The organism is Pseudomonas sp. CG7, assembly GCF_023701885.1.
GTDB lineage: Bacteria > Pseudomonadota > Gammaproteobacteria > Pseudomonadales > Pseudomonadaceae > Aquipseudomonas > Aquipseudomonas zanjanensis.
In genome coordinates, this window is record NZ_JABAEE010000070.1 from 1 (window position 1) to 19,120 (window position 19,120).

Genomic DNA, 19,120 nt, shown 5'->3' on the forward strand with positions numbered 1-19,120 from the left:
ATGAGACAGGCCTAATCCTCACGCCCCTTGAACTGGCGGATGCACCGGCGATTCAACGATTATTCCCACACAGGGAAGTGGTTCGTTACCTGGACAGCCGCGTGCCCTGGCCGTACCCGGATGACGGCGCGCTGACCTACGTGCGCGACCATGCGCTCCCCGCTGTCGCCGCCGGGCGCGAGTGGCACTGGATGATCGGTATTGCCGAGGACTCGGCACAGAGCATCGGCAGCATCAGCCTCTACGATCAGCCAGGCAACAACCGCGGTTTCTGGCTGGCACCGCAGTGGCAGGGGAAAGGCTATATGCGCGAGGCGTGCGAGGCGATCAATGCCTATTGGTTTGAAACCCTGGAACGCCCCGTCATGCAGGTGCCCAAGGCCGTGGGCAACCTGGCTTCGCGCAGGGTGTCGGAGCGCGAAGGCATGCGCATGAGCGGGACGCAGCAGGGGGAATTTGTCTGTGGGCCGTTGCTTAAAGACGTCTGGGAAATGACGCGTGAGGCGTGGCTTAAAGCGAAAGCTACATCGAGCACCTGATTCCCACGCCGGCCAGAGCCACCCATCGAGACAGTTACTGACTCGCCAACGGACGCCACGGGGTGGTCTGCAGATAAGGCCACTGTTTAAACAGTAGACCCCGCGTTGTTTCCACGCCCTGCAAGGTTTCGGTGCAATTGACCATCGCGGTAAAGCTGCGCTCGGTCAGCATGAAACTCTCCGACCCCAGCGCCTGGCACTGTTCGCTGGTACCGATTGGCTGGCAGAACATCGGTTGCATTTTTACGTCGTAGCCTTGGGACCGAGTGAATGCCTGGAACTCCGGCATGGCGAGGCGAGCCGGTGTGCCGCTCAGTGCCGGGCCTTGCCAGACGGCGGTGATGAGGCCCCTTGATGGATAGTCGCTCAGCCCCTGGACTTGCCTGGCCTCGAACAGGGCAAAACAGAACGAAGTATTGGCCGCGCTATTGCTTGCTGGCGATGTCACGGGAGCGGCCAGGGGGCGCGTCGGCGCGGCGGCTGCCGCAGGTGCAAGCGCTACCAAGGGTGCCAAGCCCGATGAGTCGCCCATTTCCACCAACGCGTCGATGGGGGCCCGGTTGCGCCACACCTTCAACGGCGCCGCGAAGCCAGGTCGAATACGACTGGCGACAGCGGTCAGCTCGGCCGGGCTGTTGACCGGGGTCCCGGCAATTTGCAAAACGATATCGCCGGCCAACATGCCCGCTTTTTCCGCGCCACTTCCTGGCATTGGCCTCACGACCAATACGCCGCTGGTAGCGGCTAAGCCAAATTGCTGAGCCACCGCCGGTGTAACGCTCGTGATGTGCAGGCCCAAGCCCCCAGACTGATTAGGTTCCGATGCGGGCATTGCCGCGGACATCCCGGGCGTCGGTGACACCGCAGCGGCAACTGGTGCTGGAGCGCTACCGGCTGAACAATCGCGTTGTCTGGCGACTTGTTGGATCACCAGGTTAACGGGATCGTCCGCCATGCTCGGATGCGTTTCCCAGCCCCGCTTGGTCGCCAGGAACGTTTCACAATCCATGGCGTAGTAGGTCGCCGGATCCTTGACCTTGCGCAGGTATTCCGCCGTTTCGGCTCGCTCGGCGGAGCTGTACATCGGGTTGACGCAAGACGCCAGGAGAGGGGAGAGCACCAGTATTGCGGCAAGGCATTTTGTCGACATGGGCTTCTCTGAGGGCGTGGCGTTCAGGCAGGTCCAGGCAAGGTACTATTTGGCCGTCATCCTGTCCAACCTCAACCAGGCACTTCGCTGCCGTGGTGATTGAGACGGGTGGCATCCGGGCAAATGTGCATTCGATATACAACTGAAAGGCACTTTGCCATGATGCGGCACGATCCACTCGAATCAATCACTGAGTAGCGAAATGTCCGCATCTGCCTTCAAATCAAGCGCCAGGCTTGTCGTTGCACTTTCGCTCACTGCCTTGGCTGGCTGTGCCTCTGATGGCGGTCTCGGTGAGGCGGCGGTAGTCGGTGCGATGCTGCTGCCCATGGGAGGCGTCGACACCAGCATGATGACCAGTGCAGCAGGCCTTGCGGCCGGTGCCTACGTGGTCTCATCGGTCGCCAGTGCGGACTCTGCCAGCGTCTCCCCCGCAACCTCCACCGTTGCCGCCCCCCAAGGCTTGCCACCCATTGACCTGCAGCAGTTGGTGACCCGGGAAACGCCTGACCGGTATCGCTCCAAATCTTGTGAATACATCGAAATGTCCCTCAGCGAAGTGCCGATGTACCAGGCGAGCGCTGAGCCCATCCTGAAGCAGGTCGCCACGGCTCGAAAAGAAGCGGCCAGCCAGGTCTGGCTTGAAAAAGGCTGCCAGCCGGCCAATTTACCTCGCGGCAGGATCGGCGCCAGTATCGAGACCATCGATCCGAAGCGGGCGATGGCGCTGTCAGCGCCTCCCGCCGGGGTTGTGGTACAGGCGACCGTTCCGGGCAGCGGTGCGCAACAGGCGGGGATCTTGCCTCAAGACGTGATCGTGGCCGTGGATAACGGGCTTATCGCCGATTCAATCGATTTCAGGGTGGCCGTTGCCAAAGCGCCAATCGGCTCGCGGGTGAACCTGAAGGTCTGGCGAAACAACGCGTTTAGCATCGTTCCGGTTCTGGTGGGGCCTGGTGGGACGCAAGTCGCGATGACGCCTACGGTGATGGCCAACGGTGCCACGGCTGTGGTCCCGGCTGCAGCCATGTATTGCACCGCCGTACTGTCCACTCAGCATACGTACGGCGCTGCGGTCAGCCCGGTCAAATTGATCGCCGGTGCCGCGAGCGACATGCAACCCTCGCTCAAAAGCTACATCGCCAAGGTGAAGCAGGAACAGCCCGGCGTTTGGGGTGATTTCAAACTCAACAGCGCCGTTTGCACACCGGGCGCCGTGGTGTGCATGGCCTAAGCCAAGGGGCCGACCGGCAAGACCCAGATCGCCTTCGAGTTCTGCCACGCGACGCAAGCCAAGGCGGATGCTGAACTGGCCCAGATGCGCCAGGGGGCTCCGAAAGCGGTGCTTGTTGATTGGCCGTGAGCTGTGATTGTCCGTTGCGGTGCATGACTTGAGGAACTGGCTAATCATGAGTACCTGTCAGCGACGATTGGCGTCCAAACCCGTTGACGACGATGTACAACAGTGGACCGACTGATACGAAGATGGCCGTGATCAGGAAGTAAGGCAGCAGCGATATGAGCGACCGGCCTTTCGAGCGTGCGTCCCGGTACATCCAGACGCACGCCATGCAAGCGAGCAGATAAAGGTCGATGACAACCTGCGCGGTGTCTGGGCGCGACATGAGCCCGAGGCCGAATGCCAGGAGCGATTGCTCGGCGAGAAACAAAGTACTCGCCGTGTACACGGAAAAAAGCAGCAATGTCACCAGTGCGATGTAAGGTTTCTTCAAGTTGCCTCCCTGGACAAGTTCGTTGATCAGGGAGGTAGGCTAGTGATTAGACCTTCATGGTTTCAATGACCTCTGAGGTCATCGACGCCGTTCACCCGCAATGCCAGAGTCAACGGATGACCAGTCGACCTTTCTCTCGAACAACGCCGCCAACCTCGGCCGGTGCCCAACTGCGTCACTTGCGCCAACAGGCCGGACTCAGTCAGTTGGACTGCGCGCTGATAACAGGGCTATCTCAGCGTCACCTTAGTTGCATCGAGACGGGACGCGCGAAGCCAAGTCCCGGCACCCTGCACAACTTATTGACTGCCCTGGATGTACCTTTGGAACGATGCAATGACATCTTCCTCGCCAGCGGCTACGCCCCTCGCTACGAAACGACGCCGCTCACATCATCGACAATGGAGGTGGTGCGTGCTGCCATTGATCACATCCTTCACGCCAATAACCCCGCTCCAGCAATTGTCTTGGATGCTCAATGGGACATCCTTGCCGCCAACGCCAGCGCGGGAGTCTTGTTCGATCTGGTGGGGCTTGCCAGAGAGGCGGCAGAGGGACTTAACCTGTTGGTGACACTGCTGCAACCCGGTGGCTTGGGTGATCATCTGAGTAACGCCGAGGAAATAAGATTAGTGGCTTGGCAACGCGCATCCAGGGAAGCCTTAAGTCATCCGGCGCTGGCTGAGATCCTGAAGAGCCTGCCGGCCCCACACAGCGCTGCGCTGGCTAACGAACTGCCTCCGCTGCTGCTGACGCGAGTCGACTCTTCCCAGGGTGAGCTTAAGTTCATGTCGACGTTCACCACCTTCGGTATGCCACTCGACATCACGATGAGCTCATTGCGTATCGAGCATCTGATTCCTGCCGACACTGGAACCTGGGAGGTCATGACGACGGCATATAAGAAGACGCAACACTCACACTGATCACGGATGAATACATGCAACCGTCACTCAATCGAATCATGTTGTATGTCCGGAACGTTCAGGCAGCCTGCAATTTTTATTACGATAATTCCATCTCCAGCAGAGCGTTTGCATGTCACTGAGTTTCCATAAGATGCATGCCAATGGCGACGACTTCATTATTGTCGACTCGCGCAATGCAGCCAGCCCAGTGACAAGTGCCCTGGCCCGGCGTATGGGCGATAGGAACCGGGGCGTGGGCTTCAACCAGCTCGCGGTGTTGCTCGATTGCGACGATGCCGATGCGCGGGTGATGTTCTGGAACGCAGATGGCTCCCCGCTGGATGTTTGCGGCAGCGCGACGCGAGGAGCGGCGGATCTGCTGATGCGCGAAGCAAATGCTACTTCGCTGGTGCTGCGCACTAACCGTGGTCTGCTGACTTGCGAGCGTACTCCAACCGGCGACATTTCCGTCGCCATGGGCGTGCCGCTTTTCGGCTGGTCGGACATTCCTTTAGCGCAAGCACTGGACACCGCCGCCTTGCCACTGGCCGGCAGTCCTGCCGCGTGCAGCATGGGTAATCCGCACTGCACTTATTTTGTCGATGATCTGGCCAGCGTTGATATCGCGACGATCGGCCCGGCCATCGAAACCCACGCGCTGTTCCCGCTCAAGACCAACGTTCATTTCGTCCAGATCATTGATCGCAACCATATACGGCTGCGGATCTGGGAACGTGGGGCGGGTATTGCGCTAGGTTCGGGATCCTGCTCGTGCGGTGCGGTTGTTAACGGCATTCGTCGTGGTTTGTTGGACAGCACCGTCGAGGTTGAATGTGATGGCGGAGGCGTGACGGTTCAGTGGGATGGCGTGGGTGCGGTCGTTCTTGTCGGGCCGGTGGAGGCCAGTTTTTCGGGAACGATGAGTCAAGGTTGAGTGGGTGGTGTTTAAACCCTGATACTGATATTCGCAGGACGTTGTGCATCATTAAATCAAAAGGAAGTTTTATTCATGTCGGAGCAACGCATTAGGCCCCTCGCTCTTTGTATCTTTCATCATCACGGAAAAATACTGGTCAACCGGTTTTACGATGCCAATAAAAAACAGATGTTTTTTCGTCCCGTTGGCGGTGGTATTGAGTTCGGCGAAAGAAGCTATGAGGCCATCGTCCGAGAAGTGCAAGAGGAGCTGGGTGCCTCGATCAGCGACCTTCGATTGATTGGCACCTTGGAAAGCATTTTCACCTACGCCGGCAAGCCTGGGCACGAGATCGTCCAAGTCTACGATGCAAGGTTTGACGACGCCGATCTCTACAAACAACCCTGGCTGGAAGGCTTTGAAAGCGACGGTGCATCGTTCAAGGCCACGTGGTGCTCCAGTGACAGCTTCACGGCTCTGTCACCGCTGGTGCCTGAAGGACTTTACGATTTGCTCAAGTCGGCTTCGCTCCTGGAATAAGTCGAATCAGCGAAAGGCATCCACAATCCTGAGCCACGGCCAGCGAGCCTGATAACTCTTCGCCTTCTCATCGAACAAATCCGGCTGCGGATTATTTGGATTGATACGCAGAAAGCCTTGCTCGATATCGTCCAGGCCAAAGGGCGCATAGACCTCACCGGTTTCAACATCCAGCCCAATGCACGTGCCCGCAATCAGGTAACGATCAATGCCATCCTTGGCCGACTGAAGCTGAGGATAAGGCTTGCCAAACCGCTGACCGTACCAAAGGTGGACGCGAGCCTGATTCTTGACCTCGATGTTGACGTCGAGGTCCTGGAAGAGTCGCTGGGCGGCGTTGATCACTTCGTTCTCGGCTTCCCAAGACAGGTCCGGGTCAAAGTAAAAAACATCGTAATCCTTAACACCCCAAGAGGGCGGTTGCTGCGATTGTTGATTCCAGACGGCTTGGAACAGGCAGCCAGCCGTGAGCATGCATTGATTTAAACCGAGTGCAGGCAAGCGCGAAGTGATTTGTGCGTTGATTGGATTGGTCATTGCTATCCTGACCAAACTTTCGACCGTCAATGTCATATTCATCCTCTTGGAATCGATCCTGGCGCCCGGCAGATGTCTGAGCAAAATCAGGTGATCTAAGATACCAAACGCATCAATCTCAAGGAGGCCCAATGACATTGCAAAGCAGGCCAGTGACGGCCGATGACATCAAGACCATCTGCAGCTTTGTGCTGGACGTTCGGGAACTGTTTTATATGTTTCCGAAGGCTCGATACCCACTGACTGAAGCTCAATTGTCTGGCGCTATCGCTCAACGATTCGATTCGACGGTCATCGAAGCAGAGAACCGTGTCGTTGGCTTTGCTAATTTCTATAGGGCTGAAACCGGTGGAGTTTGCTGTATCGGTAATGTCATTGTCGCCCAAGAGGCTCGAGGCAAAGGTGTTGCAACCTTTCTTGTGGAAACGATGACTGCCTTGGCGTTCGACTGCTACGACGCCACTGAGGTGCAGATATCGTGCTTCAACGAAAACACGGCCGGCTTGCTGCTTTATCCAAAGCTGGGTTTTTTGCCCTTTGCTGTTGAAGAGCGAGTTTCTCCAGATCATCGTAGGACCGCACTCATCCACATGCGTCGCGGTAGAGTGGGTCAAGCATGATTTCTTTCCCTGACGCGTCCTAGTGCATTTTGCTCTGAGCAGCCAACTCCGGAAAAAGGTTGAAAACTCAAGCTCGCCCAACGCGACTGATTTACAATACCGCTCCTTCGGCAGAGGCTGGCGTTCGTGGATGCGTTTTCCCTTGTGTATCACCACCTGAGCGCATGGGTAATCGCACCCATCACCCAGCAATTCCTCAGCATTTTCAACCTGAACGGCCGGTTCGGAGTGCTGTTTCTATGTGCCTCCTACGGCGTCGCCTATAGCCTGTTCCGTTACAGGAAGCGCCGTCGCCTGACCGAGGCTCGTTCGTTCTGGCAATTCATCGGTGGTGGCCGGGTGAATCTGCATCGCTCGGCGCTGCTGGACTATCGCTATTACTTCGTCCAGGCGGTTCTCAAGGTTGCCTTGGTGCTGCCCATTGTCCATCTGGTCGATCCGTATATCCTGCGCTCTGGAGATTATTCGGTTTTTTTCAATAATCTGTGGGGCGCGCGTCCGCGCCTGGGGGAGAACCTTTCGCTGGCATTGCTCTATGGGCTGGGGGTGTTCCTGGTGAAGGATTTCGTCCATTACTGGGCGCACCGGGCGTTTCACTCGCGCTGGCTCTGGGCGTTTCACAAGGTGCATCATTCGGCACCCGTGCTGGTACCGGCCACGGCGAGCCGGGTGCATTTTGTCGAGAAGATCGTCGAGAAGCTTGGCGTCACTGCCTGCCTGGGCCTCTTCGCGGGTGCTTTCTGGTACGCCTGTGGTGGTGAGATCAGCCGTTACACGGTGTTCGGCGTGACGTACCTGGTGTTTATTTTCAATAGCCTGGCGGCGAATCTGCGTCATACCCATGTCTGGCTGTCCTTCGGCCCGACGCTGGAACATGTGCTAAACAGCCCGGCCCAACACCAGATCCACCACAGCGATGCCCCGCGTCATTTCAACCGCAATTTTGGCGTCAACCTGTCGCTGTGGGATTGGATGTTCGGCACGCTCTATGTCACCAGCACTCGGCCCGAGCCCTTGCGTTTCGGCACTGGGGAACAGGACCGGCAGCGCTACCTGACGCTGTATAGCCTAATTGTCACGCCCTTCGTCGAGACTGCTCGCAAATGCCTGCCAGCGTTTTCATATCAACGCCCACACGCCACAATGCCCCCGACGCCTGCCTTCGGATCAGCGAGTGTTGATACCGATGAAGCCGAGCGAAAACCCAGCAAGGAACGCCCATGAATTTCTTCAAGAAGCTCTTCGGTTCATCGAGTACCCCTGAAACCCATGGCGACCAGCCCGCGCCGCAATCCCCTGAACTTGTCGACCTGACTGAGGCTGAAGCCGCCAATCTGGCCGTCCGGGAAGCCGGCGCAGCGTGTCTGGATCGTCATTGGAGTGCTGTCGGCACGGTCGAGCGGGATGTCCTTGCCTACCTGATCAGCCCGACCTTTTCCGGCGGCCCGTACTGGCCTTCGACTCGCCAGGCCTATCGCGTGGTTCGCCGTGGCGAGACGATCATCCTCGCCCCCGAAGGCCTGTCCGATCCATTCGATGATACGGAAGGCATGGGCAACGGTTTCGAAATGGAGTTGTTCGTCGAAACCGCGGACATCCCCGAACACGCCCGTGGCCCCGTGGGCGAGGTCGATCCTTTCAAGGGCAGTTGGGCATTCGAACTGGTGGAACACGTCGCCAAGACGGTGGCCGACGCGGGCGGCATCACCCACCAACTCGACCAGTATGGGGCGCTGTCCCTTGAACTTCCCGGGCTCAGCCAATCGCACCACATGAGCGACCAATTGCCCAAACACTTCGTGACCGATGACGATTCCACCGGCGTTCTGCTCGGTGCCCCGGCGCCGGATTTCCCGACCCAACTGGATGACATGCCGTTGTCGCCGGTCAGATTGGTGCCGGTGGTATTGATCACCGCGGCGGAGCTGGAGTACGTGCGTTCGGGTGGGCGAGCGGCGCGGGAGGATCTGGTGAGTCGTTTGCAGGCGGCGGGCGTTGGGCATTTGAGCAGCTTGCATCGGGCGAGCGTGGTGTGACGGCAGAGGGAATCGACCAAAGGCCAACCATGGCGAACGCTCATTTCATTTTCAATATTCATCAGCTCACCCGCTGGCATAGATGAGCAAGGCTATGAAAATCACGAACGGCGCAAACATCACCAAGCTGCCGACGGCGAGTGCCCAACCCCAGGCAAAACCACTCTCTCCCTTGAAACGACCGCCACTGAGTAAACGAAGTATGTAAACGCCAATCCGATGAGCCAACACGTTCAATAAGAAATCAAAAATATGATCCATGCTTTGGTCCTGGCATCTTCTTGGACGCTGCAGTGCTACAGGTCCAAGCTCTTCGTCATGATGATCGTGCGCTCTGATTTGTGAAACTCATCCCGGACTTTTTTAAAGCCAAGCGAAGCATAAAAGCCTTCTGCGGTGATTGAAGAGGGGACCCGCAGCAGGTTCAGGCCTGCGTTGATGGCGATCGATTGAATCCTCGCCATCAGGTGTCTTCCGAGACCCTTCCCTTGATAGCTCGGGTCGACAAACACGCTTCGGACCACGTCCTGATCAAGACTCGCAGTTGCAACGATATGATTGTCGACTGTTGCTACGAGTATCTGGCGTTGAGCCAACAATTGAAGAATTGCCGGCGGGGAAAAATTTTGCGCTACTTGATCGATAATTTCGGGTGAGTAGTCTTGGGCATTGGACTGGCGCAAGGCATTGATGATCGTTTGACTGATGGCCGGGGCATCGGCGGCCATAGCGTTTCGAATCAGATAGTCCATTAAGGTTGCTCCTTGCGCATAGTCGCTTGAGCATAGAAGGATTCGGCCTCACTGACCAAAACGGAAGGCGCAATGGCTGCTGTCGTCCACAATCTCTCTTTCACAAAGGGCCGCTATGGATGATAGCTCTGCCTTTTTGCTGACCCTTTCAATTCCACGCTCAAGGACGAACCCGTGACCGCATCCCCCGCCAAACTGATCTTCTTGCCCGGCGCCTCAGGCAACACCCAATTCTGGCATCCGGTCGCTGAACGCTTGGCCCACCCGGCGCAGCAAGTACACATCGGCTGGCCCGGCTTCGGAGACACGCCGCCCGTGCCCGGCGTGACCGGCATGAACGACCTAGTGGTGCGAGTGCTGACCGAGATCGACCGACCCACAGCGCTGGTGGCGCAATCCATGGGCGGTATCGTCGCTGTGCTCGCAGCACTTGAACGCCCTGAGCTGATCACCCACCTGGTGCTGACCGTCACCTCGGGCGGGGTGGACATGTCGGCGCTGGGCGCGCACGACTGGTGCCCGGATTTTGCCGCCGCCAACCCGACACTGCCGAGTTGGCTCCTCGACGACTGCACCGACCTCACACACCGCTTGGTCGAGTTGCGCATGCCGGTCCTGCTGCTCTGGGGCGACGCCGATCCGATCAGCCCCGTTCGCGTCGGCCAGCACCTTGCCCAACTGTTGCCCCGCGCTGAACTGCACGTTTTCCCTGGCGCCGATCACAGCCTGGGCTTTACTCACGCAGATGAGGCGGCGAGGCTGATCGAGAGACATCTGGCCAGCGAGTGAGTGGAGCACTTGTATCAACGTGGCGGACTGATTGTGCGGCGGGGCGTGTTCCAAGGCCGCCAGGACCCAATACTTTTTCGAGACATCAATGACTGACTACCGCGGACTTATCCTGGAAGACACCCGTGAAGGCGCCACCGAGCGTGCCATCACGCAACTGGAAGCCAGCCTGGGGGCTCGCTTGCCGGACGACTATCGCCAATTCCTCAAGACCTGCAACGGCGCCTACGTGGAATACGATGTGTTGGCGACCCTGGCCAATGGCGATGGGGAACTGCTTAGTTTTTCACTGTACGGGCTGGACCCGGACAAAGAGTATGAATCCAACCCATTTGAACTGGAGCAATTGCGGGCCCAGCCCGGCTTCCCCGAGACGGGATTGTTGCCGATCGGTCGCGACGGCGGCGCGAGTATCTTGCTGCTTGATGTGCGGGAAGGGCGCCAGGACGTGGCGGCGATGGTGGCGGGCTTGCCCGCGTGGACTGGGCGCCGTCAGCAGGGCGATGAGTATGTGGTGTTGGCGGATTCTTTCAATGGTTATCTGGACTTGCTGCATCTATCGGAAGAGCGGATCGAGGAGCATATCAATCACTTCATGATCAGCCCTGAGAGTGTTGAAGCGACGTTGGAGTGGTTGGTTAAGGGGAGCCCGGGGTGGCGGGAGCGGTATCGGGAATTGTGGAATGCGCGGGTTTTGGATGGGTTGATTTGAAGACTTGCCGGTGAGTTACATCCTTGGATGTATACAGGCTCCTTTGGGTCGACTATGCCTGTCCTGAAGGGGCTGCAATCGACCCATTGCAGCCGATCAGCGGCGGCAGAAATCGGCCAAAATCGGACGCTCAAGGCCAACCTTTTTCGACCCAAAGCGGTCATCATCATGTTCCAGTATTATTACGTCGATGCTCGGACTGTTCATAGGTAGGTTGATGTATGGCCAGAAGCGTTAGGCTTCAAAAGAAACTTCATTCAAAGTATCTCGTTGAGATAGCGGGAGAGGTGGTGCTTGATGACGGTCTTGTTGAAAAGCTATGGGCGCTCATCAGAGGTGACAGGTTTGAGTTGAACTCACGCTCCTTTAGTTTTGGACCTGTTCAAAAATACCGCTTGGAATACGTGATAACGAGAGGCCCGATTCCTGGGCACTGGCTCTACAAAGAATTTGACCCAGAGGAACTGACATTATTTTTTACTGCAAAAGACTTTGTCGGCATTTGCCATGGCTGGACCTTGTTTGACGAGTGACCACTCAGCATTAGCTTTCTGGGAGGCAGCTTTTGGCCGATTTCAGCCTATCTCGTAGGGCGGCAGCCGACCCTTTACGAACTCCCAGCGTCATCAATATCGGTCTGTCCCCAATGTGTCGGGGGTCTTGGCTCGATAGCTGCATCGTAGCAGGCAGCAGACGGCAAATAACGGTCGGTCGACTGATTGGACTGGGACAGTTACGCTGGGTTTTCTCATCTGTACGGAACGGCCTATGACACAGCTATACCAAGGAAGCTGCTTATGCGCTGCCGTCAGTTACGAGCTACTCGTCTCACCAAAAGCAGTGAGTCATTGTCATTGCAGCCAGTGTCGCAAGGGGCACGGGGCAGCATTCGCGTCGTACGGCAGCATTCCCCGTAGCGCGCTTCGAGTACTTCGCGGTTCCACCAACATCAAAAGCTATGCTTCGTCAGCGGCCGTATTACGTGAGTTCTGCATTGATTGCGGTTCGACTCTGTTTTGGTCTCGATCTGAAGGTAAGTTCTCCGACTGGGTCTCGATAGCGTTGGGCACGCTTGATACGCCCTTCCTGCCTCAAAAGCAGAAGCATGTTCATGTCGACTCCGCAGTCCTCTGGTTCAAGTCATCTAACCTGTGTTCTCAGGTCGACTGACGGCTTTGATCGTTTCTGCCGGCCTCAGTCACCCAGCGTGTCGGTTAAGTCCGATGCAAACGATAGGTCAAGTCGAATTCAAAGGGTGGACAAGCTTGTGCAATACCCAGTTGAGAGCAACATGAAAGTTCGAAAAGCCTTACTGACCGATGCAGAATCTGTGTCCAGGCTCCTGGGCCAGTTAGGCTACCAAGCCTCGCTGAAGTTAATCCGAGATAAGCTTGAAGCATTAGAACTTAGCGCTCGCGATACCGTGCTGCTGGCACAAGACGGTAAAAATATTATCGGTGTCATAAGCTTACATGTACTTGAGTTGTTTCATCAGCCGGGTAGGCTCGGACGCATTACCTCGCTTGTCATCGATGAAGACTCCCGAGGACAAGGAGTAGGGGCAATGCTAGTTTCCGCTGCTGATGCATTTTTTATAGAGCAACTTTGCGTCCGGGCTGAGGTGACTAGCAGCGACAACCGAATGCAGGCTCACATTTTTTATCAGCAGCAAGGTTACGCGGTCGACGAGCGTCGGTTTGTCAAACGGTATGATTCTTCCGGGGCATAGTAAGTTTAAATTCGACGAGCACGTCACCTTGATCAAGATTTGCAGCTTGATTAGATGGCTGAGTCCCGATTTTTCGAATGACGGCGGTCACCATGGTTGAGCGCCGTCGGATCTGAATATCCCTTCGCCGCTTGAATCCAGTCTTCAGTCAAGACGGTCAATGGCACGTGCAAGATTTGCCCGCGCCTGCTGCTCAAACGCATCGAAGTACGCTGCGGTCGTATAGATCCGTCCACGCGCCAGGAAGCCTTCAAGGACCTGGCGCCGCTTTTGGCGGTACACAGGCAGAGGCACAAACTGATACTCGCGGCGAATTTGTTGGTCGTATTCCTCGAACCGCTCGAACGATGCTCCAAGGATCGCCAGATCCGTGTCCACCAACACCGCTTCGTCTGCCGACGCTGGAGCACCGTCGTGTCGCGTCACCATTACCAGGTCGTAAAGCCTGCGTCGCGTTTCATCGTCCAGGCCGCTATCGCGTGCCACGTCGTCCAACCATTGCGCACTGCGCAACTCGTTGTCGCTGCGAAGGGGGTCGTAGATCGCGTCATGGAACCATAACGCGAGGTCGACTTCTGCGGGGGCCTGGCAGGCCGCGTTGATGTATCGGCGCATATGAAGGCATTCCTTCAGATGCTGCAGGTTGTGGTACGCGCGGTGCGGCTCGCCGTAGTGTCGAATGAGCTCTTCGTACGTTTCGCGTGACGCGTCTCTGATGCCAAGCGCCTTCCAGACGCGAGCCCAGGCGGCGAAACCGATGCCATCAGCCATATTGTCGTTCGTACTGGCCAGGAGTAGACCGTTCCCGTCTGGTGGACTCGTCATTGTTTCTTCTCCACTTTATTGAGCATCACCCGCCGGCGCGTCGTCGGTATCGTCTGCTGGCGCTCCGTAAGGTGCGCCAATTTCGACCCGATCAGCCTTTACCCAACCGGTATAGTCGTCGCCGCTCTTGGCGATGAAGTTCACTTCCAGCCATGATTCGTCTTCAAGGCTGGAGTAAACGGTGAGGGAGTCGCCGGGTATGACGAAAATCTTCTTATTGGCACAGGCTTCATCGGGCGCTTCGTGGAAATGCAGGCGTCCGGTGCCAATGACTTTGCCTTGCACCGACGGATGAAACTCCGGCACCGTCCCGGAGATCTTTTCCGCCAGGGCCGAACAGTTAACAGCGGCCTGGCTCAGGCTGCTGAAAAGGCACAGGCACAACAAGAAGCTTGAGCGCAGATACATCGTGGCGAATCCGTTTGGGGTGGAGGCGTAGGATAGTTAAGTCAGAAACTATTGGGAAAGAGACATGAACAAGGGGATTGGAAAAAGTGCAGAAGGGGGGCCACTTGCCAACACCCCACTATCCAAACCACCCACTCAGCACCGCCGCGCCCAACGCGACTAACACGGTATTGAGACAGACCAGCGTGAAGCCAAACCTTACCAGTTCGCCTTCTTCCTTGGCCTGGGTCTTGGCAAGTCCCAGGATCAGCATGACAACCGACAGCGAGCCCAGCGCAGCATGCCCTGCCGAGCTGTTCTGGACGGCAGCCAACAACAGGCGAGAGGATTCCGGCAACATCGCGATGGCCGGCATGAAGATCGCGTTGCCGCCAACATTCGACCCGGTCATGTAGCCTGACAGCGCGCCAAACAGGGCCACCAGCGACGTCGCGGCGGCGGGTGACAGGCCCGCCAGCAGTTGCATCAAACCCGCGAGGAAGCCGGCCTTCACCATCATCTGCGACATCGCCAGGAAGAAGAAAATGGTCAACAGTGGCCGCTTCGCCCGCGCCACCAGTGCAGCAGGCAGGTTGACGTCGAGTGCTGTCTGGCGTTGTGTGCGGCGCGTGTGAAACCCTATCCCGATCAGCACCAGAACCAGTGCCAGGCCGGGTGAGGCGAGTGGTTTCCAGGTGACCTGGGCGCCCTGTACAACCCAGTGATCTGGCCAAGCGGTGATCGTCCACACCGTCTTCAACGCGACAATGCAGACAATCAGGACCAGATATGGCCATGCCTGACACGGCCATTGCACCGCACCGCGCTCGCTGTCGTTGCGGCGCAGGCGCCACAGCCCAGCAGAGAGTACCGCAGCCGCCGTCACCAGGCCTGCTGCCACGCCGGCCACTTCCGGCCCCAGCCACCGACTTGCGCTGTAAAGCACGCCCACAACCAGCAGCCAGAAAGCGCCCAACGCCCTCCATTCCCGCGAATCACGAACACCTGCGAGCGATAGCGCGATTGCACTGAGGACCAAAAAAACCGGTGCGCTGGTCAATGCCGAGGTCGCTGCCAGCGCGGTTGCGTCCAGGTGAACCAACGAAGCACCAATGACCGATGCCAGGCCCAGCGTTCCCCAAGGCATGATTGCCATGCCGGTCAGTGCTATCCGTAGCGCGACCCGACGTTCGAACAGACTGAGCAGCAGGGGCACCGTGGCGATCAACGACACGCCGAAGCCAGTCATCGCTTCGAGCAACGGTGCCAGTCCAAGAACGATAAACACGACTTGATCGCCGCGCCCAAGCCCCAGTGACCGCACCCATTGGCTAAGCGCCAGGTTGACACCCATGCGCTCGATAAAAATCACAAAAACCAGGCCTGGAACGATCACGAAAGCCGTACTTGCAAACAGCACGGCCGTATCTTGAGCAGCGGCCACCATGCTGCCCAGGTGCCACGCGTCGGCAGCGCCGGCGAGCCAGAGCACCATGACCCATACAGTGCCTGCGATGGCGGCATGCACGGGTGGCCGGCGCAGCACGACGAGCATGGCTGTCACCAACAGGACAGGGGAGAGATGGAACAGTGCGAGCATGCCGATAATATCCTGTGTGTGTTGCGACCAAGGCTGCGTACGCAGACTGCTGGCAAGATAATATTTCTCCAGGCTAGATAAAGGGGTGCAGTTTTCTGTTAGTTTTCGAGAAAATTTCTCACAGGTTTACCATGGCAAAAAGCGACGCCGCACTTGAATCGTTGGACAAATTCGACCGTGCCATCCTGGACCTCGTCCAGCGCGACAACACAATGCCGCTGCGCCTCATGGCCGAGCAGGTCAATCTTTCCACGGCCGCCGTTCAGCGCCGTATCAAGCGGATGGAAGCGGGGGGCGTCATCACGGGCAACGTCGCCATCGTGGACCCCACCGCCGTAGGACGACCGATCACGATCATTGTGGAAGTGATGGCAGAGCGCACCAGCATCGAGGCACTGGAGGCGATGAAGGCACACTTCGCGGTGCCCGAAGTTCAGCAGTGTTATTACGTCACCGGTGAAGTGGATTTCGTTCTGGTGTTAACCGTTGCCAGCATGAACGAATACCAGGCGTTGGCGCGGCGATTGTTTGCCGAAAATTCCAACGTGACCTGGTTCAAGACAATCGTGGCGCTGGACCGGGTGAAAGTCGGGCTTGATGTGCCGAGCATGGCGGTGGGAAAAGGGATGGAATAGGGGGATTTACTTTTACTCCCATAAAACAAATCCGGCCGGGTCGGGCACGTGACTTTGACAGACGCTCACGCAGGGCGAAGCGGTTGCCCATGTTCCGCCGCCAACATCGACCTGAACTCAGAAATGATCTCTGAAGATAACCCGGCACCTTCGAACACTGCGCAGGTGAAGCTAACGGGGGCGGGGCCCGGGGCAGTGATGATGCGGTCCGCAACCACAGCTATTGGACTGCTTCGATAAAACTCAATTCCTTCATACCCCACGGCATTCTTTTGCAAGAAGTCGGCGCTGTTCGAGGTATGAGGAACCGTGTCGAGAAGCCCGGCCCTGGCAAGGGCTAGCGTTCCTCCGCAGATGCCGGCAATTGTCGCTCCACTTGATCGACTCGCCTGAAGGAAATCGCGAATATCGGGTGCTTCTGCATGTTCCCAGCCCGTTCCTCCAATGACGACGACACCGTCCGGTTTCCAGTCCAGGCATTCTTGTAAACTGCTATCCACTGTTGCGGCCAGTCCACCCTGTGAGCGGAACTGCCCTGTAGAAGGCGCAAAAAACCTGACCTCGATTCCGTAAAAAGGGGACGCCGTTCCAGCGATAAAAGCATATTCCCAGTCTGCAAAACCAGGTGTCAGTATCAATCCTACGCGTGCCATCAGTCAGATCCTCCATGAATGCAAATGAACACCACGGCATTTTTTTAAAGCCGCAGCAAGTCAGTACTATCCGTTACAAACTGTCTTTATTGTCTGTAGGTGATTGCGCAAGAAACTCCGCGATCAGCGACACAACCTGCTGCTGAATCACCCCCCGAGCACGGCCGCCATCACCATCCTGACAAATGACCCCATCCCCTGGCACTTCCTCTTCAAGCATTTCTTCCGCGCCAGGTTTGCACATCGACATGAAGCTGAAATGGCTCGCGTCTTTGATCTCGACGTAACGGCTTGTCGCCGATGAAAGTCGCTTGGCCAAATTGGCAGACTCCAACTCGGCGGGAAGCTCTTGCGACGGTACACCGGCAGCGATCACCAGGGCGGGGACAGGCAACGTGGCCAAGCTCTCATCGGTCATCCCCCGTGACAGGCCCAAGTCCAATGTCACCACCGCAGTGACGCGTTTATCGCGCCAATCAGCGGCCAGTTCGGCCTTTGCTTCAGCGGCGCTGGCGGGGTTCATCTGTTGGTAAACGGTGCAACTGGCTAGCTGCGAATGAGCCTTACAGTCTTGGGCGAAGCGCTCTGGGTCGAAGCGAGCGCCGGCGATTTCCAGGGCGGTCCAGCCGCCGAGTGAATGGCCCACGGCTGCAATTCGGTCGTTGGCGACCCGACCAAATTTTTCCGGTTGAGTCGTGACCGCGTCGATGGCTCGGCGCAGGTCAACGGGGCGCTGCCATAGCTGCGCCGCTGCTTGCGGGCTGCGGTCATGGGTGGTGCTGCCGGGGTGGTTGATGGCGGCGACGATGTAACCCTTCTGGGCCAAGGCGCTGGCCAGCCAAATCTGGTTGCTCCAGTTGCCCCTGTAGCCGTGGGAGAGCACCACCAGTGGATGTTCGCCGGCAGTGGGCGGCGCGTTACGCACGGCCGCCGCGCCGACGAACACCGCGTTATCGGCAATCAGTTGCGGGGTTGCGGTGGTTGCGCTGGGGTACCAGACGACCATCTCCAGGGCGCGGCCATTGTTTGGATCCGGCAGGGTGGAAGATTGGAAGCCGATGAGGTTTTCGACAGCGAATGCGGTCGTTGTCAGGCAGGCCAACAGCAGAGCGCCGAGAGCTGTTTTCAATATCGTTTCTTCCTTGATTAGACGAATGGGGCTGTCGATAAGCCCCGGCATTAAAGCTCAGATTCGAACCGCAGTGCATAACTTTCATCGACCCAAAACCTAATCCCCGAAAGCAAAATCCGAGGGAGCGAATCGGTCGCGGGTGTCCATCCGAATATTGCGCAGCGCCACGGTTTCCAGGTGTGAGGCGTAGAGCGACTCCGAGAAATAGCTGATCAGGATGGAACGACGGCGTGCGCCGATCACGTTCAGGCTGCCCGCGTGCACCAGATCGACATCGAACACCAGGATGTCACCGGCGCTGCCTGAAAGCTGCACGGCGCGTGACTCGTCATTGAAGTCGAACGGTGGGGCGCCCGGCTCGGGGCGGTGGCTGCCGGGGACAATCCGTGTCGCGCCGTTCTCGGGGCCGTAGTCGTCGAAAAACGCCAGGGCGATGGCGATGTCGCCTGGCCGTTGGGCTGACAAGTCGCGGTGCAGTTGTTGGTGGCCGCCGTCGGCAAGAGGTTCGCGGCCTTCCACTTGGGAGAGGAAGAACCGTTCGCCGATCAACTCACCTGCCACCGCCAGTAACCGGGGTAGGCGGCACACGGCTTGAATTGTTGAGTCGTCATCCAGCATTGAATAGCGCCAGTCCATGCCGCGTGGCACTGGCCATTGGTCCGACGGCCGCACACCTGCATCGAACACGGCACGAAGGTCGGCCAGCCACTCGCTCGGGATCGCTTGACGGAGCAGGGCGTAGCCGTCTTGGTGGAGTTGTTTGCGGTCAGGCATGTTTTTTTCGACTTTCTTGTACGGACTTTTGGAAGGCTAGTATGCAAACCAAAAGTGGGGCTGCCGTAATGCTATTCCCGTGAGAAAACGATGAACCCGTGGCGAGGGAGCTTGCTCCCGCTTGAGTGCGAAGCGCTCACAAAAAGGGGCCGC

At 57.7% G+C, this 19,120-nt stretch carries 25 protein-coding genes; 14 read left to right on the forward strand and 11 right to left on the reverse strand.

Features of this window, described 5'->3' with window-relative positions; genetic code table 11:
* The first annotated feature begins 14 nt into the window (after nt 1-14).
* On the forward strand, nt 15-539 hold the full coding sequence (locus HGO40_RS23520; RefSeq protein WP_250964992.1) for a GNAT family N-acetyltransferase: 525 nt from the start codon (nt 15-17) through the stop codon (nt 537-539).
* A gap of 34 nt (nt 540-573) precedes the next feature.
* Here HGO40_RS23520 and HGO40_RS23525 read toward each other — a convergent pair whose 3' ends face one another.
* Complete coding sequence (locus HGO40_RS23525) at nt 574-1,689, reverse strand: S1C family serine protease (protein WP_250964960.1); 1,116 nt, start codon at nt 1,687-1,689, stop codon at nt 574-576.
* Between the two features lie 202 nt (nt 1,690-1,891).
* Here HGO40_RS23525 and HGO40_RS23530 point away from each other — a divergent pair, with 202 nt between their 5' ends.
* Nucleotides 1,892-2,923 (forward strand): PDZ domain-containing protein, encoded by a 1,032-nt coding sequence (locus HGO40_RS23530; RefSeq protein WP_250964961.1) that lies wholly within the window; start codon nt 1,892-1,894, stop codon nt 2,921-2,923.
* A gap of 169 nt (nt 2,924-3,092) precedes the next feature.
* Here the strand turns inward: HGO40_RS23530 and HGO40_RS23535 are convergent, their stop codons facing one another.
* On the reverse strand, nt 3,093-3,422 hold the full coding sequence (locus HGO40_RS23535) for a DUF2834 domain-containing protein (RefSeq protein ID WP_250964962.1): 330 nt from the start codon (nt 3,420-3,422) through the stop codon (nt 3,093-3,095).
* Nucleotides 3,423-3,538: 116 nt separating this feature from the next.
* Between HGO40_RS23535 and HGO40_RS23540 the strand changes: the two genes are divergently transcribed.
* The 3 genes from HGO40_RS23540 (at nt 3,539) to HGO40_RS23550 (ending at nt 5,786) form a co-directional block, all read left to right on the forward strand.
* Nucleotides 3,539-4,348, forward strand: a complete 810-nt coding sequence (locus HGO40_RS23540; protein WP_411385256.1) for a helix-turn-helix domain-containing protein — start codon at nt 3,539-3,541, stop codon at nt 4,346-4,348.
* 112 nt (nt 4,349-4,460) lie between these two features.
* Nucleotides 4,461-5,264: a diaminopimelate epimerase gene (dapF, locus tag HGO40_RS23545; protein WP_250964963.1), complete on the forward strand. Its 804-nt coding sequence runs from the start codon at nt 4,461-4,463 to the stop codon at nt 5,262-5,264.
* A gap of 75 nt (nt 5,265-5,339) precedes the next feature.
* Nucleotides 5,340-5,786, forward strand: coding sequence for an NUDIX hydrolase (locus tag HGO40_RS23550; protein WP_250964964.1), 447 nt, complete (start codon nt 5,340-5,342; stop codon nt 5,784-5,786).
* Nucleotides 5,787-5,792: 6 nt separating this feature from the next.
* Here HGO40_RS23550 and HGO40_RS23555 read toward each other — a convergent pair whose 3' ends face one another.
* On the reverse strand, nt 5,793-6,359 hold the full coding sequence (locus HGO40_RS23555; RefSeq protein WP_250964965.1) for a nucleotidyltransferase family protein: 567 nt from the start codon (nt 6,357-6,359) through the stop codon (nt 5,793-5,795).
* A 95-nt stretch (nt 6,360-6,454) separates the two neighbouring features.
* On the opposite strand from HGO40_RS23555, the gene HGO40_RS23560 reads away from it, so the two are divergent.
* The 3 genes from HGO40_RS23560 to HGO40_RS23570 all read left to right on the forward strand — a co-directional run bounded on the left by HGO40_RS23560 (nt 6,455) and on the right by HGO40_RS23570 (nt 8,979).
* Nucleotides 6,455-6,943 carry a GNAT family N-acetyltransferase gene (locus HGO40_RS23560; protein WP_250964966.1) on the forward strand — a complete coding sequence of 163 codons (489 nt, stop codon included), beginning with the start codon at nt 6,455-6,457 and terminating at the stop codon, nt 6,941-6,943.
* A gap of 126 nt (nt 6,944-7,069) precedes the next feature.
* A complete protein-coding gene (locus tag HGO40_RS23565; RefSeq protein WP_250964967.1) occupies nt 7,070-8,167 on the forward strand; it encodes a sterol desaturase family protein in 1,098 nt (365 codons plus the stop codon).
* Nucleotides 8,164-8,979, forward strand: a complete 816-nt coding sequence (locus tag HGO40_RS23570) for a suppressor of fused domain protein (protein WP_250964968.1) — start codon at nt 8,164-8,166, stop codon at nt 8,977-8,979. Before HGO40_RS23565 ends, HGO40_RS23570 begins: the two co-directional genes overlap by 4 nt.
* A gap of 66 nt (nt 8,980-9,045) precedes the next feature.
* Here HGO40_RS23570 and HGO40_RS23575 read toward each other — a convergent pair whose 3' ends face one another.
* Nucleotides 9,046-9,240, reverse strand: a complete 195-nt coding sequence (locus tag HGO40_RS23575; protein ID WP_250964969.1) for a hypothetical protein — start codon at nt 9,238-9,240, stop codon at nt 9,046-9,048.
* Between the two features lie 35 nt (nt 9,241-9,275).
* Nucleotides 9,276-9,731, reverse strand: a complete 456-nt coding sequence (locus tag HGO40_RS23580; protein WP_250964970.1) for a GNAT family N-acetyltransferase — start codon at nt 9,729-9,731, stop codon at nt 9,276-9,278.
* 174 nt (nt 9,732-9,905) lie between these two features.
* Here HGO40_RS23580 and HGO40_RS23585 point away from each other — a divergent pair, with 174 nt between their 5' ends.
* From HGO40_RS23585 to HGO40_RS23605, 5 genes are all read left to right on the forward strand, one after another.
* Complete coding sequence (locus tag HGO40_RS23585; RefSeq protein WP_250964971.1) at nt 9,906-10,520, forward strand: alpha/beta fold hydrolase; 615 nt, start codon at nt 9,906-9,908, stop codon at nt 10,518-10,520.
* Nucleotides 10,521-10,608: 88 nt separating this feature from the next.
* Nucleotides 10,609-11,232: an SMI1/KNR4 family protein gene (locus HGO40_RS23590; RefSeq protein ID WP_250964972.1), complete on the forward strand. Its 624-nt coding sequence runs from the start codon at nt 10,609-10,611 to the stop codon at nt 11,230-11,232.
* Nucleotides 11,233-11,453: 221 nt separating this feature from the next.
* Nucleotides 11,454-11,765 (forward strand): hypothetical protein, encoded by a 312-nt coding sequence (locus HGO40_RS23595; protein WP_250964973.1) that lies wholly within the window; start codon nt 11,454-11,456, stop codon nt 11,763-11,765.
* A 235-nt stretch (nt 11,766-12,000) separates the two neighbouring features.
* Complete coding sequence (locus HGO40_RS23600; protein WP_250964974.1) at nt 12,001-12,402, forward strand: GFA family protein; 402 nt, start codon at nt 12,001-12,003, stop codon at nt 12,400-12,402.
* 121 nt (nt 12,403-12,523) lie between these two features.
* Nucleotides 12,524-12,961: a GNAT family N-acetyltransferase gene (locus HGO40_RS23605; RefSeq protein ID WP_250964975.1), complete on the forward strand. Its 438-nt coding sequence runs from the start codon at nt 12,524-12,526 to the stop codon at nt 12,959-12,961.
* A 144-nt stretch (nt 12,962-13,105) separates the two neighbouring features.
* Here the strand turns inward: HGO40_RS23605 and HGO40_RS23610 are convergent, their stop codons facing one another.
* From HGO40_RS23610 to HGO40_RS23620, 3 genes are all read right to left on the reverse strand, one after another.
* A complete protein-coding gene (locus HGO40_RS23610) occupies nt 13,106-13,786 on the reverse strand; it encodes an HD domain-containing protein (RefSeq protein WP_353050734.1) in 681 nt (226 codons plus the stop codon).
* A gap of 15 nt (nt 13,787-13,801) precedes the next feature.
* Nucleotides 13,802-14,194, reverse strand: coding sequence for a hypothetical protein (locus HGO40_RS23615; protein ID WP_250964977.1), 393 nt, complete (start codon nt 14,192-14,194; stop codon nt 13,802-13,804).
* A 118-nt stretch (nt 14,195-14,312) separates the two neighbouring features.
* Nucleotides 14,313-15,773, reverse strand: coding sequence for an L-lactate permease (locus tag HGO40_RS23620; protein WP_250964978.1), 1,461 nt, complete (start codon nt 15,771-15,773; stop codon nt 14,313-14,315).
* 131 nt (nt 15,774-15,904) lie between these two features.
* Here HGO40_RS23620 and HGO40_RS23625 point away from each other — a divergent pair, with 131 nt between their 5' ends.
* Complete coding sequence (locus HGO40_RS23625; protein ID WP_250964979.1) at nt 15,905-16,408, forward strand: Lrp/AsnC family transcriptional regulator; 504 nt, start codon at nt 15,905-15,907, stop codon at nt 16,406-16,408.
* Nucleotides 16,409-16,473: 65 nt separating this feature from the next.
* Here HGO40_RS23625 and HGO40_RS23630 read toward each other — a convergent pair whose 3' ends face one another.
* From HGO40_RS23630 to HGO40_RS23640, 3 genes are all read right to left on the reverse strand, one after another.
* Nucleotides 16,474-17,061, reverse strand: a complete 588-nt coding sequence (locus tag HGO40_RS23630; protein ID WP_250964980.1) for a DJ-1/PfpI family protein — start codon at nt 17,059-17,061, stop codon at nt 16,474-16,476.
* Between the two features lie 73 nt (nt 17,062-17,134).
* Entirely contained in the window at nt 17,135-18,190 is a 1,056-nt protein-coding gene (locus HGO40_RS23635) for an alpha/beta hydrolase family protein (protein WP_250964994.1), read from the reverse strand.
* A 99-nt stretch (nt 18,191-18,289) separates the two neighbouring features.
* Nucleotides 18,290-18,967, reverse strand: a complete 678-nt coding sequence (locus HGO40_RS23640) for a phytanoyl-CoA dioxygenase family protein (RefSeq protein WP_250964981.1) — start codon at nt 18,965-18,967, stop codon at nt 18,290-18,292.
* Nucleotides 18,968-19,120: the final 153 nt, after the last annotated feature.